The 16,235-nt window shown below is 38.1% G+C and carries 13 protein-coding genes; 10 read left to right on the top strand and 3 right to left on the bottom strand.

Features of this window, described 5'->3' with window-relative positions:
- Positions 1-68 precede the first annotated feature (68 nt).
- The gene (gene trhO / locus QPK98_RS03365; protein ID WP_310991591.1) at positions 69-1,106 is read right to left on the bottom strand and encodes an oxygen-dependent tRNA uridine(34) hydroxylase TrhO; all 1,038 of its coding nucleotides are present in this window, start codon (positions 1,104-1,106) and stop codon (positions 69-71) included.
- Between the two features lie 178 nt (positions 1,107-1,284).
- Here trhO and recA point away from each other — a divergent pair, with 178 nt between their 5' ends.
- From recA to QPK98_RS03345, 4 genes are all read left to right on the top strand, one after another.
- Positions 1,285-2,292, top strand: a complete 1,008-nt coding sequence (gene recA, locus QPK98_RS03360) for a recombinase RecA (protein ID WP_310991590.1) — start codon at positions 1,285-1,287, stop codon at positions 2,290-2,292.
- Positions 2,293-2,423: 131 nt separating this feature from the next.
- Positions 2,424-2,963 carry an RNA polymerase sigma factor gene (locus QPK98_RS03355; protein WP_310991589.1) on the top strand — a complete coding sequence of 180 codons (540 nt, stop codon included), beginning with the start codon at positions 2,424-2,426 and terminating at the stop codon, positions 2,961-2,963.
- An 88-nt stretch (positions 2,964-3,051) separates the two neighbouring features.
- Positions 3,052-4,596: an outer membrane beta-barrel protein gene (locus QPK98_RS03350; RefSeq protein WP_310991587.1), complete on the top strand. Its 1,545-nt coding sequence runs from the start codon at positions 3,052-3,054 to the stop codon at positions 4,594-4,596.
- A 199-nt stretch (positions 4,597-4,795) separates the two neighbouring features.
- Positions 4,796-5,119: an SdpI family protein gene (locus QPK98_RS03345; RefSeq protein ID WP_310991586.1), complete on the top strand. Its 324-nt coding sequence runs from the start codon at positions 4,796-4,798 to the stop codon at positions 5,117-5,119.
- A 23-nt stretch (positions 5,120-5,142) separates the two neighbouring features.
- Here the strand turns inward: QPK98_RS03345 and QPK98_RS03340 are convergent, their stop codons facing one another.
- On the bottom strand, positions 5,143-5,883 hold the full coding sequence (locus QPK98_RS03340) for a lysophospholipid acyltransferase family protein (protein WP_310991585.1): 741 nt from the start codon (positions 5,881-5,883) through the stop codon (positions 5,143-5,145).
- Between the two features lie 73 nt (positions 5,884-5,956).
- Here QPK98_RS03340 and trpS point away from each other — a divergent pair, with 73 nt between their 5' ends.
- A complete protein-coding gene (gene trpS, locus QPK98_RS03335) occupies positions 5,957-6,925 on the top strand; it encodes a tryptophan--tRNA ligase (RefSeq protein ID WP_310991583.1) in 969 nt (322 codons plus the stop codon).
- A 401-nt stretch (positions 6,926-7,326) separates the two neighbouring features.
- Here trpS and dprA read toward each other — a convergent pair whose 3' ends face one another.
- On the bottom strand, positions 7,327-8,430 hold the full coding sequence (dprA, locus tag QPK98_RS03330) for a DNA-processing protein DprA (protein ID WP_310991582.1): 1,104 nt from the start codon (positions 8,428-8,430) through the stop codon (positions 7,327-7,329).
- A 110-nt stretch (positions 8,431-8,540) separates the two neighbouring features.
- Between dprA and QPK98_RS03325 the strand changes: the two genes are divergently transcribed.
- From QPK98_RS03325 to QPK98_RS03305, 5 genes are all read left to right on the top strand, one after another.
- Entirely contained in the window at positions 8,541-9,479 is a 939-nt protein-coding gene (locus tag QPK98_RS03325; protein WP_310991581.1) for an HU domain-containing protein, read from the top strand.
- A 708-nt stretch (positions 9,480-10,187) separates the two neighbouring features.
- Positions 10,188-10,682, top strand: a complete 495-nt coding sequence (locus QPK98_RS03320) for a MepB family protein (protein ID WP_310991580.1) — start codon at positions 10,188-10,190, stop codon at positions 10,680-10,682.
- A 61-nt stretch (positions 10,683-10,743) separates the two neighbouring features.
- Positions 10,744-11,502, top strand: coding sequence for a class I SAM-dependent methyltransferase (locus QPK98_RS03315; protein WP_310991579.1), 759 nt, complete (start codon positions 10,744-10,746; stop codon positions 11,500-11,502).
- Between the two features lie 436 nt (positions 11,503-11,938).
- Positions 11,939-12,448: an acyl-CoA thioesterase gene (locus tag QPK98_RS03310; protein ID WP_310991578.1), complete on the top strand. Its 510-nt coding sequence runs from the start codon at positions 11,939-11,941 to the stop codon at positions 12,446-12,448.
- Between the two features lie 232 nt (positions 12,449-12,680).
- Positions 12,681-16,226 carry a S8 family serine peptidase gene (locus QPK98_RS03305; protein ID WP_310991577.1) on the top strand — a complete coding sequence of 1,182 codons (3,546 nt, stop codon included), beginning with the start codon at positions 12,681-12,683 and terminating at the stop codon, positions 16,224-16,226.
- Positions 16,227-16,235 lie beyond the last annotated feature (9 nt).

Raw genomic sequence — 16,235 nt, 5'->3', positions numbered from 1 at the left:
AATATAAGATTTACCTTTTAGGCTGGTTCAAAGTATAATTTCGGGCTTGGGTATTTCCGGTCTACAGTTTATGAGCTTTTTTTATATTTTAACTTTTCTGACCGTCCTTTCTTAAAAATCTTGTTGCTGTTTGGAATGCCTTGACGGAGTCTTTTCTGCTCTTCATACGGCAAATGGATTATTTGAACACATTCTTCAGAGCAGCAATTCTCCATTTTTTCTGCACATTTTTTGCATTGAATAAAAAGTAGGTGGCATGCTTCGTTGGCGCAATTGGTATGGGTGTCGCAAGCCTCACCACATTGATGGCAGTGGCTGATAATATCTTCCGAAATTCGCTCTCCCCGTCGGTGGTCAAAAACGAAATTTTTTCCGAGGAACTTATTTTCCAAATTCTGGTTTTCAACTTGACGCGCATACTCTATAATTCCACCTTCAAGTTGAAACACATTTTTAAAACCTTTGTGCTTGTAGTAAGCGCTGGCTTTTTCGCAACGAATTCCGCCGGTGCAATACATAACCAGTTTTTTGTCTTCTTTATGGTCTTTTAAATCTTCTTCAATGATGTCTAATGAATCACGAAACGTATCAACATCTGGCGTAACCGCATTTTTAAAATGACCGATTTCACTTTCGTAGTGGTTTCGCATATCTACCAAAACCACATTGGGATCTTCAATAAGTTCATTAAATTTTAATGCGTCTACGTGAATACCTTTGTTGGTAACATCGAAACTTTCGTCATTAAGGCCATCGGCTACAATTTTATCACGGACTTTTACCTTCAGCTTAAGGAAAGATTTTAGATCCTGTTCAATAGCGATGTTTAGACGAACGTCTTTCAGAAAATAAATGCCGTCAAGAAATGCCTTAAACTCTTTGAAGCGTTTTGCGGGTACCGAAAGTTGGGCGTTGATGCCTTCATGGGCAACGTAAATTCTGCCCAGAACATCCTGCTCATTCCAGGTAATAAACAAATGGTCTCTAAAAAGTTGAGGATTGCCAATTTTGGCATACTGATAAAAAGAAAGGGTTAACCGTTCTTCGCCGGCTTGTTCCAAGAGTGTCTCCCTCTCTTTTGCACTTAATTTGTTGTACAGTTGCATGCTATACTTGTTTTAGGTGAAAAGAATTTATTTTTTAAAAATGCAAAAGTAAGGAATTTTAACGAACCTACAGCTTTGATAAAGTTTCAAACTTTGTAAAAGTTAAAGTTACTTTTGTCCTTGGCGCAAAGAAATAGTATCTTAGCTACTTAAAAAACTATCATTAAACACACTGAAAATGAGCACTGAGAAAGACGCAAAAATGAAAGCTTTAAAGCTAACCCTAGATAAACTTGACAAAACCTACGGTAAGGGAACCGTAATGAAAATGGGCGATAGTGCCGTTGAAGACGTAGATGTTATTCCGTCGGGTTCCTTGGGGCTAGATGTAGCGCTTGGCGTAGGCGGTTATCCTCGCGGTAGAGTTGTGGAAATTTACGGTCCAGAATCTTCGGGTAAAACTACCTTGACACTACATGCCATAGCCGAAGCGCAGAAAAAAGGAGGAATCGCAGCTTTTATTGATGCGGAACATGCTTTTGATAGAGTCTATGCCGAAAAACTGGGCATTGATGTTGAAAATTTAATTATTTCGCAACCGGATAATGGAGAGCAGGCGCTGGAAATTACCGATAATTTAATTAGAAGTGGTGCTATAGACATCATCGTGATTGACTCCGTAGCTGCCTTGACGCCAAAAAGTGAAATAGAAGGCGAAATGGGCGATAGCAAAATGGGGCTTCATGCACGTTTAATGAGCCAGGCTTTACGAAAACTTACGGGCTCCATTAGTAAGACAAAATGTACCGTAATTTTTATTAATCAATTACGTGAAAAAATTGGGGTAATGTTCGGAAACCCTGAAACTACTACAGGTGGAAATGCCTTAAAATTCTATGCTTCAGTGCGTTTAGATATTCGCCGTTCTACCCAGATAAAAGACACCAACAGCAACGCTAAAGGAAATAAAACCCGTGTAAAAGTGGTTAAAAACAAAGTTGCACCACCGTTTAAGCAAGTTGAATTTGACATCATGTACGGGGAAGGAATCTCTAAGGTTGGAGAGATAATTGACTTAGGTGTAGATTTTGAAATTGTTAGAAAAGCCGGTTCTTGGTTTAGTTATGACGATACCAAATTAGGGCAGGGTCGAGATGCTGTAAAATCACTTCTTTTAGACAATCCAGAGCTAATGGAAGAGCTTGAAATTAAAATCAAGGATGCCATAGCAGCATTAAACCAATAATTTTTTCGCAAAATACGCAACCCTTTTGATATTCTGGCATCTACAGATTGTAGGAACCTCCGATTATTGTGGTTGCCCTCTAACTAAATAAAGAGGTATTTACAACAGAACAATAATTCACGGGACCGCGTTTGACATTAGACGAGCTCATACAAAAATGCAAAAAGCAGGATGCAACGGCACAGGGCGAATTGTACAAACGGTACAGCGGCGTCTTGTTTGCCATTTGTCTGCGATATTCGCCAAATTATACCGAGGCGGAAGATAATTTGCAGGATGCGTTTATTACCATCTTTAAAAAAGTTGAGCAGTATAAGGGAAAAGGTTCTTTTGAAGGCTGGATAAAACGGGTAACTGTTAATACCGTACTTCAGAAATACCGGAAAAAACGCACTTTTGAAATTGTTGATGAAGCACAGATTGAAGACGATGCCGAAGAAGAAGTGGAAAGCGAGGAAGTTCCGTTAGATTTTTTGCTGAAAATTGTGCAAGAGCTTCCAGACAGGTACAGATTGGTTTTTACCATGTACGTTATGGATGGATATCAACATAAAGAAATAGCAGAATTGTTAGGAATCAGCGATGGTACGTCTAAGTCTAATCTAGCACGTGCCCGAAAGATTCTTAAAAATAAAATTGAAGATTATAATGCTAAAAATTATAACACTTAAGGCATTATGAATTGTTTAGGTTGAGTAAGCCCCTGTCTTGGGCAGGGGTTTAAAAAAATGAAATTTTCGCCTATTGAGCGGAATTAAAATGAAAAAAAAGAAAAACATAGACGAGCTTTTTAAAGAGGGTTTTAAGAATTTTGAAGCCACTCCTTCGCCACGCGTTTGGGAAAACATCCAAACTGAGTTAGAGGGGAAGAAAAAAGAGCGCAAAGTCATTCCGTTATGGATTCGGATTGGCAGTGTAGCTGCGTTGCTCGCCTTGGTGTTAACAGTTGGCAATTGGCTGTATAATCCAGAGCCTACCCAGAACACTTTAACCAATGAAAATACGGTTCAGCCGGAAAACCAAACAAAAAGTGAAACGGAGCCGATAATTCCAGATTCAAATGCTTCGGGCGTTGCTTCAGAAAATGAAACAATTTATAAGGATGCAACTCAAGACCAGGAATCATCAGGAAATACGAAGACCAATAATAAAGGTGAAGTAAAATCTTCTTCAGATAAAAAAATAATAAATTCTTCTAAAAGAGCAGCTGCTGTAGCTTCTGTTTCTTCAGATTCTTCCGAAGAACATAAGAAAGCTGGTGAAAATGATAAAAATGTAGGTCAGAATAGTATTGCGATAAAAGATAAAAAATTAGCTGCCTCAGAAACCATTCAGAAGAAAAAAGAAGAACATAATGCAGATGGAAATGCTATCATTAAGGAAAAGAAAATTTTCGACGCAAAGAAAACGGATTTAGCAGTAGAAGGCAAAACAGAAAATGAAGCTGCCGATGAAGATTTAGAAAAGGCGGAAACCGACGCTGCCGATAATGCCAAGCAGAAACAATCTATTTTTGATGCTATTGCCGAAAATAATGAGGAGGCTCCCTCTAAAAAAATTAATAAAAAAATAATACCAGAACACCGCTGGAAAGTAGCTCCAAATGTGGCGCCAGTATATTATAACAGCCTTGGTAGTGGCTCTTCTATAGACCCAAGTTTTACAGATAATCCGCAGAAAGGCGATGTAAATATGAGTTATGGGGTGCAAGTAAGCTATGCGCTAAACAATCGTTTGAGTGTGCGCACTGGGGTTAATAATGTTGACTTAAGCTATAGCACTTCAGATATTATTGTGGGGTCTGGGCCTGTTTCTTCGGCATTGCGTTCAGTAGATTATGGTGGAAAACAAATAGTGATTACCGCAATAGATAGAGCAACTTTTGAAAGCGCCGCAACCTCTACTAATGATTTTGGCGATATTACAACAAAATCAACCCAAGGAGATGCTAGACTTATCCAAAACCTAAATTACTACGAGGTGCCTTTGGAGTTAAAATATGCTGTTATAGATAGTAAGTTTGGCTTAAATGTAATTGGAGGGGTAAGCACTTTGTTTTTGGGTAATAATGAGGTTTCGGTAAAAGCAGATAATTTTAACAGTGTACTGGGAGAGGCCAATAACCTTTCTTCAGTAAGTTTTTCGACTAACGTAGGGCTGGGATTGGACTATAAACTGTCCAAAAAATTCACGTTTAATATTGAACCCATGTTTAAGTACCAGCTCAACCCTTACACTGATTCTTCAGTAAACTTTAAACCCTATTATTTGGGTGTTTACAGTGGATTGAGTTTTAAATTTTAGGTTAGTTTTTAGTTGAATATGTTTGATATACTTCAAACACAATGATTGAAAAACCGTTCTTCGCCATAGGACGGTTTTTTTATATCTTTATATTTTGGCTCTATGCTGTTTCAAATAAGCCATATTTTTTTAATACCAAAATTGATATATTCACTACATTTTGTTATCAATATTTAACGTAAACCCAAAAACTAACAACATGGCCTTGAGTGCAGAGACTTCAATTTCATTAATTCTATTGGGTGTTTCATTAATCTACTTTTTATTTCCTCCTAAAAAGATTAATTATTTATATGGGTATCGAACCTCTAGGTCCATGAAAAATCAGGAGCGCTGGAAGGTTGCAAACAAAATGGCTTCACGAATGATGGTGGCACTATCAGTGTTTGACGCTGTTCTTAGCTATGTTTTGGTAGATTTGCTAAACTATAACTTCCTTACAATTTTTATCGTTTTGCTGCTATTGGAGTTTGGAGCTTTGTTCTATTTGATTGAAAAGAAGTTGGGTAAAAATGATGCCTAAGCATCTAAATTTGAATAAAAACCTTACACAGTAGGTTTCAGCAATTCTCCCAAAATAACCTCTCGGGTTTCTTCTTTAAGTTCCTTTCGGTCCTCCATGGTGCGATTTTCTGAGGGGATGAGTTTATGGACTTTAACCCGCATTTTGCCCGGTCCACCAATAAAAAAAGAGTACGGAAAGCGTTTTTTATTATCGTGAAACGTCATGGGAGCAATTGGTATTTGATGTTCAATGGCAAGCCGAAATGCGCCATATTTAAATTCGTCTAACAACACCGAGAGATCATCTGGCACGCCTCCTTCCGGAAAAATACACACGCTAAGGCCTTCATTTAAACGTATTTCTGCTCTTCGAAAGGCTTCAACGCGACTTTTGGTATTTCCGCGATCTACCAAAATACAGGTTCGTTTATAGATATAGCCGAAAAGTGGAATTTTAGCCAGCTCTTTTTTTCCGACGAAAACAAATGGATTTTTTGTGGTGTAATACATCAACATAATATCTAACATTGAGGTATGATTGGCCACGAACATATAGCTTTTCCCCGGTTGGTAGGTTACCTCCCTTTTAATGATAGGGTAGCAACCAATGCCATAAATAATAAAAGTAGACCAGGTTCTGGCAACTTTATAGAAAAATGGATACCATGAATTTTTTAAGATGCTTATAAGAAGAAAAGGGAAAAGTAAAATTGTAACTAGGGCTATAATTATATAGAACCAAATTCGGTAAAACGCTGCAAATATTTGCTTGAGTAGTTTCATTGGGATCAAAAATACTAATTTGAACGATGCAAATAAATCAAATAAAGTACCTTTGCTGAAATTTTTTAATCACATGTCTAGAATACTTACAGGAATACAAAGTACCGGCACCCCGCATTTAGGAAATCTTTTGGGGGCGCTGATTCCCGCCATAAAAATGGCCAACGACCCTAATAATGAATCTTTTCTGTTTATTGCAGATATGCATTCGTTAACGCAAATTAAAGATGCCAAAACCTTGCGTGAAAACACGTATAGCACTGCGGCAACTTGGTTGGCTTTGGGCCTTGATACAGAGCGCGTTGTGTTTTATAGACAGAGTGATGTGCCACAAACCACCGAGCTTACTTGGTATTTAAGCTGTTTTTTCCCGTATCAGCGCTTAACCTTGGCTCATTCTTTTAAAGACAAAGCAGGCCGTTTGGAAGACGTAAATGCTGGGCTTTTTACGTACCCTATGCTTATGGCTGCCGACATACTTTTGTACGATGCTGAAGTTGTTCCCGTAGGGAAAGACCAAATGCAACATATTGAAATAACCCGCGATGTAGCTTCCCGCTTCCATGCGCAAATGGGCGAAACCTTTGTGATGCCTGAAGGGAGAGTTCATAAAGAAACCATGTATATTCCCGGTACCGATGGCGCTAAAATGAGTAAGTCTAAAGGAAATTACATCAATATTTTTTTGAGTGATAAAAAACTCAGAAAGCAAATAATGAGTATTGAAACTGATAGTATCCCATTGGAAGAGCCTAAAAATCCGGATACGTGCAATGTTTTTGCCTTGTATAAATTGTTGGGCACTACAGAGGAAGTTGCCGAAATGCGAAAAAAATACCAAGCTGGTAACTTTGGTTATGGTCACGCTAAACAGGCATTATTTGAATTGTTGGTAAATAAATTTTCTGAAGAGCGTTCGCGTTATACCTATTATATGGAAAACCTTGCAGAGGTAGATGCTGCTTTGGCATCGGGAGCCAAAAAGGCACATAAAGTAGCCGATGAAGTACTGAAACGCGTACGGGAGAAAGTAGGGTATTAATATTTTTAGGTCAATAGCGTCCTAAACGTTCATAAGGTAACCATTGAAAGCCTTTGTTTAATGGGGCTTAGAGATAATATGAAGCTTAGGGGTCTGTAATTGAGAATTCCTGTTTTTTGGCCTATCGAAAATTTATCGTAAAATTTGAAGTGAAGTTCCCGTAAAATTTTAGGCTGTTTGAGCCAGCAAAGCACTGGATTTAAAGGCGAGTTCCTAAAATTTAGGGGACGAACAAAAAATTTAGAGAAAATTTCGTAAGCCTAGCCCCGATGGCTATCGGGGTTTGGTTCGTTCTGATAGCTATCGGAATCATCAATGGAAAAAATGAACAGGTTAAATATTTAGGACAGGATTGTTTTCAAACTATAAAAAATATTGAGGACGGTATTGTTTTTATGTTTTTAAACCAACTGAAATAGCTTACCGGGTAGTGGTCTAACAACGCCTTTTAGCTCCATATTCATTAAAATACGTGCGGCTTTATACGTTGGAATTTTACATTCCAGGGCTATGATGTCTAAAAGTTCTTTCTCTTTGCCTTTTAAAAAGCGGAAAACAACTTTTTCTTCTTCGTCCAATTCCACAAAAAGCTGGGTTTGCCTTGGTTTCTTGGCTTCATTTAGTTCCCAGTCTAACATATAGATTATATCTGCTGCGCTGGTTAGTAGCTGTGCCTTTTGTTGTTTAATCAGGTTGTTGCAACCGCGGCTTTGGCTGTCTGTAGCTCTTCCTGGAGTAGCAAAAACCTCACGGTTGTACGAGTGTGCAATATCGGCCGTAACCAGGCTTCCTCCTTTTTCGGCCGATTCAATAACTATGGTTGCTTCAGAAATACCGGCAATGATTCGGTTTCGCTTTAAAAAATTGTTTCTATCAAAAGCGTCGCTGCTCCAAAATTCAGTTATTAATCCGCCGTTTTCCTCAATATCAGCAATATACCGCTTGTGGTTTTTAGGGTAAATTTGATTAAGCCCGTGCGCCAGACAAGCAATGTTTTGTAAGTTATTGGCTATTGCGGCTTTGTGGGCACAAATATCAACGCCGTATGCCAACCCTGAAATAATTACAGGTTTTAGCGGTGCCAGCTCCTCGATTAAATTCTGGCAAAAAGCTTGGCCATAGCTGGTCATCTTTCGCGTGCCAACAATACTTATTATTTTTTTGCCAACAAGATCTATATTTCCGCTATGGAAGATGAGTATAGGCCCATCTATACAATGTTTTAGTTTTTCGGGGTAGGTATTGTCTGTAAAATAGCTGAATTTAATATCGTTATCTTCAATAAACCGCAACTCTTCATCTGCCGCTTCTAGCTGTTGTTTCCAATTTAGTCCTTTAAGGCGTAGCAGCCCGATACCGTCAATTGTTGCGAGTTGGTTTTTTTTAGCCTTATAAATTTCTTCCGCAGAACCCACTTTTCGCAATAGTTTTTTTGCCGAAATATCTCCTAAGTTTGGAGTTCGTTGTAGGGCAAGCGTATAGCGCAATTCGTTTTTAGAAAGCATAAGTTGAAAATTTCAAAGGGGAGGCTGGTTAAAAATACAATTTTTTAAGTTGTTAATAAATTTGTAAAACAAAAATTGCTTTACCGCCAAAAAAGCCTAATTTTGTTTACATGCAACTTACAACCTACATATCTGACTTGCTTTATCGATACGAATGTGTTATCATTCCTGGATTTGGAGCGTTTTTGACGCGTTCTAAATCTGCTTATATCGATGCTTCTTCAAATACATTTCATCCACCTTCAAAAATTGTTTCGTTTAACAAACAATTGCAGACCAATGATGGGTTGTTTGCTAATTATGTGGCTTCAGTAGAAAAGTGTAGCTATGAAACCGCTTTGCAACGCATCCGGAGTTATACTGCACAAATTTCAAGAGAGCTTTCCGAAGGGAAAAAGGTTACTTTTAAAAACATTGGAGCGTTTTCCTTAAATGCGGAAAAATTGCTTCAGTTTGAGCCTATTGAACAACAGAATTTTAATGCTTCGGCTTTTGGGCTTTCTACGTTTACTTCGCCAAAAATAAATCGAGAAGCGTATAAAGAAGAAGCAGACGCATTAGAAAAAAAGGCACCTATTTCGTTTACGCCAGAAAGACGAGCGGCAAGACCTTATCTTAAGTATGCGGCTATTGCGGTTATTGCACTTTCTGCTATTGGTTTTGGTAGTCTGCAGTTTTATGAAAATCAGGTTCAGGAATTTAATTATGCCGAACGGCAAAAAGCCAATTCCTTAATAGATAATCAAATTCAGGAAGCTACTTTTGTTATTGATAATCCGTTGCCTGTTTTAAGCTTAAATCTTAAAAAACACACCGGAAAATATCATATTGTGGCCGGAGCCTTTCGTTTGGAGGAAAATGCCGATAAAAAAGTTGATCAATTACGCGAAAAAGGCTATTCTCCATTTAAAATGGGAACCTCACGTTATGGACTCCACCAAGTGCTTTACTCCAGTTTTGAAGATCGTAAAGAAGCTTTAAAAAATCTACGCGAAATTAAAAAAACCGAAAATGCCGATGCATGGCTTTTGGTGCAGGAGTTAGAGTAGCAACTTTAACTTTTTAATTGCCTTAGGTATAAATCCATGAAACGCTTTGTTTTATTGCATTTAGGGTAGTGGTGTGTCTGCATGCTACTTTTCGGCAGCACATAAAGTGAAATTTGCAAATGATAGAAAACTACGTGATTGACTTGAAAAGAGGCAATTTCTTACCTAATTATAATCGTTTTTATCAAGTAAAACATAAAGAGGTCTTAAGGAAGTTATAAATTAAATTAACTCTAACTATTATAGCTTTCTTATTAATCAATATGGACGAAAGCATACAGTATTTTTATCTCAGTTAACAAAATGTATTATCCTCTCGAGTGTTTTTTTTTATGGAAAATTGCGACAAATATTTACCTATGAAAATAAATGAGTCTGAGGTAAAAAGTGAATCGTTTCAGAAGCTAATTAAGAGATTAGAAGGCTTAGGCGTTAAAATTGAAAGCTAAATATATTACACATAATTGGTGACTTTTCTTTCCCATGCGTTCGACTGGTTTCGGTCCCTACAAAACCGGATAGAGCCTGGCGGCGAAGTGAATTTGGGATGGTGACTTTATAACCAATGCTGGGGCAGTGATAAATCTAAAAGCAATTGTATATTTACCAGGTCGCTAGAATAAAGTTTTGGCATACTTGCTCATAGTCCAAACACTTCGCGCAGTACAATGCCACAATGAGATTTGAAAAACGAATAAAATAGCACAAATGGATAAAAACTTGAACCGTATTAAAGCCGAAATTTTTGACAAATGCGCTCTCAATGTTTCAAATTTTAAAACTGAAACTGAGGGGAAGGAATACAATGCTTGTCAATTTCGGCTTAACGAAATGAATGTTTTAAGTAGAAGTGCTAAAATAACACCCAAAAAAGTGGGACAATTTGTTACGTTTTGGAAACGAAATGGAAATGGGCCAATTGAACCTTTTAACGAGAATGATCCTATTGATTTTTATACTGTAAACGTACGCTCTGAAAATAAATTTGGACAGTTCGTATTCCCGAAATCTGTTCTGATTAAAAAGGGGATCCTCTCTACTGAAAAGAAGGAAGGAAAGCGAGGGTTTAGAGTTTATCCCAATTGGGACACTGTAAAAAGTAAACAAGCTGAAAGAACACAGAAATGGCAACTGAAGTATTTTTACGAGCTAAACAGTTCGACCAATTTAAACAAGGTGACCCAATTATTTAATAAAAAGTAAAACACTACACACAACATTGGTAAACCTGAACACCAATTGCAGGTGAAACACTACAAAGAAAATGGACGTTGTAAAACACAATAAATTAGCTTGGGATAATTACGTTGAGAAAAAAGACCGTTGGACCATTCCTGTTTCCGATCAAGAAATAGAAAATGCCAAAAACGGTAGCTGGAAAATTGTTTTGACCCCAAAAGAACCAGTTCCTCACAATTGGTTTCCTAACTTAAATGGTTTAAAGATTTTAGGGCTTGCATCTGGTGGCGGACAACAAGGGCCAATTCTTGCAACTTTGGGGGCAGATGTTACAATTTTTGACAATTCTGAGCGGCAGTTAAATCAAGACAAGGTTGTAAGCGACAAATTTGACCTGAAGATAAAAACAGTGCAAGGAGACATGAGAGACCTTTCAGTGTTTGGAGATAATTCATTCGACCTTATTTTTAATCCTTGTTCAGTCCTGTTTGTAGACGATCTTAGGTTAGTGTGGAAAGAATGCTATCGCGTTTTGAAGCCAAACGGAATTTTAATGACGGGTTTAATAAATCCAATTTCATTTCAAATAGATGAAGAAAATCTGAGCTTAAAGTATAAGCAACCCTATTCAGATCTGCACTCGTTGCCGAAGGAAAAATTAGAAGAATTGAAATTGAGTAATGAACCTTTGGTTTTTGGTCATAGTTTAACAGACCAAATTAGTGGACAATTAAAGGCTGGTTTTAGCTTGACTAATATGTATGAAGACAATTGGGGAGGAGAAAGCAAGATAGACGATTTTCTCCCATCTTTTATAGCGACAAGAGCGGTTAAAACTAAATAAAGTTATAGTATCAAGTACGGGTTACGTTTTCTAAAGCAATATAAAGAATTCAGTACTACAAAGCTTATTAAACCTGCTTACTTCCCCCGAAAATCTTAGGCAACATAAATTGCATATTTACTTTTAGTAGTGTCCGATTAAAATAATTAAAAAACCACTTGTTTCAACAATAGTAAGCTTTTAGAATATCATTAAAATATAACACCTTGCTATTGAGATTCCAATAAAGGATAAACATTTTAAAAATATGTATAACGGAATTAACCTAATTATCAAGGCTTTACAATTCTAGTCGTATGTCGTTAGTCATTTAGCGAAGCGGTCGTACATCTTTGTCGGACACTAATGATTTACTTTCAATATTTCAGGATACTTATAAGAATTTGTACCATTCGAGGCTATACTTTTTAACTATCTTTGCCAAAAAAAATTGAAGATGCAAGCAAAAACTGCAAAAGAATCGCTTACTGTTTATACAGATATGGTACTCCCAAGTGAAACAAACCCAATTGGGAATATGTTTGGGGGAGAATTATTGGCGCGAATGGATCGTGCTGCCAGTATTGCGGCACGGCGCCACAGCAGAAGAATTGTAGTTACCGCTTCGGTAAACCATGTGGCCTTTAGTAAAATGATACCATTAGGCAGTGTAGTTACAGTTGAAGCCAAGGTTTCTCGTGCTTTTTCCAGTTCTATGGAAGTGTTTATGGATGTTTTTATTGAAGATCGGGAAAGTGGAGAGCGAAGCCTTAGTAATGAAGCAATTTATACGTTTGTGGCCGTAGATGAAGTAGGCGGTCCAGTACGGGTGCCTGAATTAATTCCGGAAACTGAGTTGGAAAAAGAACGTTTTGAGGCGGCGCTTCGCAGAAAACAATTAAGCTTGGTTCTGGCAGGAAAAATGAAGCCAGAAGAAGCTACAGAGCTTAAAGCGCTGTTTGTTTGATTATTAACGAATAGGGCTGTATTGTTTATTGTTTGCGTAGCTACTTTTGTTAAATAAAAATGTTTTGGCACAATTACCTTTGCTTTATTGCGGGTATTAAATATATTTGGAAGCATTTCTGAAAAATTCTAAGGTATTTTTGAGAAATCAGCTAATCTAAATCTATTTTTAACCCCCAGTAAACATGAAAAACATTACTTTATCCCTTTTTCGAAAAATTTGTTTTTTTTCCATGCTTTTTGTTTTTGCAATCAGTTTTGGTCAGAATAACATCAGTTTTCAAGATGAGAATTATCCAATTCCCGAAAACATTCAAAGCTTTCAGTGGAACCAGATGCCAGAATCTGCTAAAATGGCAAATGGTTTTGTAGGTTGGGTTCAATTTTATGAAACTCCTTCACAAAGCGTTCAAGATCAATTTAAGCAGAACAATTTAGAACTGATTGAGTACATTCCGCATAGTACCTATCTTTTTTACTTTCCGAAAGGCACATCGGTTGACTTTTTAAAGGACAATGGCGTACGTTCAATTGTTCCGGTTGACGGCAGTGCAAAGCTTTCCACAGCTTTAAAAAACGGTGGATATGATGATTATGCCATTGATGGCGAGAACATATTGGTTACACTTCAGTTTCATGAACACGTAGATGCAGCCTATGTTATCCAAGAACTTGCCGAGCGAAAAATAGCCGTAAAGCAGGAATATAAAGGTGCAAATACTATTGATCTTTCTATACCTAATAACTGTTTGGAAGACCTTTCTAATTTAGCTTTTGTAAAATGGGTTGAACTAATTGTTGCGCCAGCAGTTCCAGATGATACGCGTGGCCGTAGTCTTCACCGTTCAAGCAATTTAGATACGCAAACTTCAGCAGGTAGAAACTACACGGGTGTAGGTATAGGCGTTTTGTGTAGAGATGACGGAATCGTTGGTCCTCATATAGATTTTGAAGGGAGAATAGACAATTCTCGAGCAAGTGGAACCAACCAGAGCCACGGCGACGGTGTATCGGGAATTATGGCTGGTGCCGGAAATTTAAATCCTTCTAATAGAGGTATGGCAGCTGGAGCAAACCTATATGTATCTAATTATAATAGTAGCTTTTTAGATAATGCAACCGTTTCACTTATAAATAGTGGCGATGTGTTAATCACGAATTCTTCTTATAGTAATGGATGTAATGACGGTTATACCACAATTACACAAAGAGTTGATACCCAAGTTCAGGATCTTCCTAATTTGCAGCATGTTTTTTCTGCAGGAAATTCCAATGGAAACAATTGTGGCTATGGAGCAGGAAGTCAGTGGGGAAATATTACTGGTGGCCACAAACAAGGTAAGAACGTAATTGCAACGGCAAATGTATATTTTGATGGTTCATTAGTAGGCTCAAGTAGTCGTGGACCAGCGCATGACGGTAGAATAAAACCAGATATCGCTGCCAATGGACAGAATCAAATTTCTACAAACGAAAATAATACCTACCAAAGTTTTGGAGGAACCTCTGGAGCTGCTCCAGGAATTGCAGGAGTATCCGCACAGCTATACCAAGCCTATTCAGAAGCTAATGGCGGCGATTTGCCACCTTCAGCATTAATAAAGGCAACGCTTTTAAATACGGCAAATGATGCCGGAAATGTAGGTCCAGATTATAAATTTGGATGGGGTATTGTAAACGGACTTCGTGCTGCAAAACTTATTGAAGATAATCGCTTTCTTTCAAGCACAATGACGCAAGGCGGTTCTAACGATCACACTATAAATGTGCCATCGGGTACCAAACAAGTTCGTTTTATGGTGTATTGGAGCGATAGTCCAGCAGCCCCAGGTGCGAGCCCAGCTTTGGTAAATGATCTAGATTTAGTGGTTACAGATCCTGCAAATGCAAGTTATCTGCCTTATATTTTAGATCCAACCCCAAACCCAACTACATTAAACCTTCCCGCTACAAATGGTCCAGACCACTTAAATAATATGGAGCAGGTACTTATTGACAACCCTACGGCAGGAGACTATAACATTAATATCGAAGGTTTCAACGTACCAGTAGGGCCGCAGGAGTATTATGTAGTTTACGAGATTATAGAAGATAACCTTACGCTAACTTATCCAAATGGAAGCGAGAGCTTTGTACCTGGTGAGGCCGAGTCAATTCACTGGGATGCAGTTCCGGTAAATACCACGGCAGATTTTGTGCTGGAATATTCAGTAGATAACGGAACGAGCTGGAACGAAATTGCAACGGTTCCAAATACGACCACGAATTACGAATGGGACGTACCGAATTCAGTAACGGGCGAAGCTTTAATACGCATAAGCAATGGATCTTCCCAAGATGTAAGTGATGAAAACTTTTTTATTGCTCCGCTTGTTTCTAATGTTCAGGTAACACAAGTTTGCCCTAGTGAAGCAACATTTTCTTGGAATGCAGTAGCAGATGCCGAATCGTATGATCTTTATATTCTAGGAGAAAAGTATATGGAAGTTGCAGGTACCGCTACTACAAATAGCGTACAGGTGCCAATCTCAGATCCAGATGAGGTTATGTGGTTTGCAGCTGTAGCCAAGAATGCCACTGAAGGTTGGGAAGGAAGAAGAAGTGTAGCTAGAAGATATACTGGTGGCTTGCTTAACTGTAGCCTTGCAAATGATATGGCAATAGAAGTTAATAACCAGCCAAGTGACTTTAATATGGTTTGTAACCCTGGCCCTGTTACCGTATCGGCGGTTGTTAGAAATTCAGGGGTTGATCCACAGAGTGATTTTGAAGTTAGCTATCAAATAGATAGTGAGCCCGCGGTTACAGAAACTTATTCAGGAACCTTGAGTTCTGGAGAACAGGCTACTATTGACTTTACAGAGCCTTTGGAAATTACTGATTCCGGAAGTTATACGCTTACCGTTACAGTAGATTTAACCGGCGATGAAAACCCAACAAACGATAGCGATGATCTCCCGTTTTATGCTGCTATAGATGCTGAAACAATAGATTATGTAGAGCCATTTGATGATAATGGAATGCCGCCTCCGGGATGGAACATTATTAACCCAGATAATGCGCGTACTTGGCAACAGCGATCTGTAACCGGTAGCTCTGGCGCCTCTACGCTTACGGCCTTTTTGGACAATAATGTATATAATGCCTCTGGACAAGAAGATGCTCTTGAAACGCTTTTTGTAGATTTAACAACTTCATCTGAAGCTTCCTTTACATTTGATCTAGCAAAAGCACAGTATTCATCTAGTTATTCTGATGCTTTACGGGTTGATATCTCTACAGATTGTGGTGCAACTTTTACGGAAATTTATTATAAAGAAGGTTTAGACCTTTCAACGATTTCCGGTTATAATTCCAGTTCATGGCAGCCTACTTCAGCTAGTCAATGGAGAACCGAAAGTATTGATTTGACTGATTATTTAGGTGAAAAAGTACAGTTCCGAATTGTAAATATTACCGGCTATGGCAACAGTACTTTTATAGACAATGTTTCGGTGGTTGGAGTTTTAGGTACAACAGATAATGCCTTGGCATCTTTCTCAATGTATCCAAATCCTGCAACAAGCCAAGTATTTATGTCTTGGAAAGATGTTGAAACCAATGTTGCAATTACCTTGTATAACAGTCTTGGACAACGTTTGCTAGCACTTTCTGAAGCTGACCTTGCAGGAAAATCTTCTGGTAGCATGGATGTTTCAGGATATGCCGCTGGTATCTACTTTATCAGCATAAAAGCAGGAGATAAAGTTGAAACGAAAAAGTTGGTTATAGGCAATTAACTCCCGATA

Source organism: Aequorivita marina (assembly GCF_031631895.2).
Lineage (GTDB): Bacteria > Bacteroidota > Bacteroidia > Flavobacteriales > Flavobacteriaceae > Aequorivita > Aequorivita marina.
The sequence above is the reverse complement of the archived record's forward strand: the minus strand, read 5'-3'. Positions and strand labels throughout refer to the sequence as shown.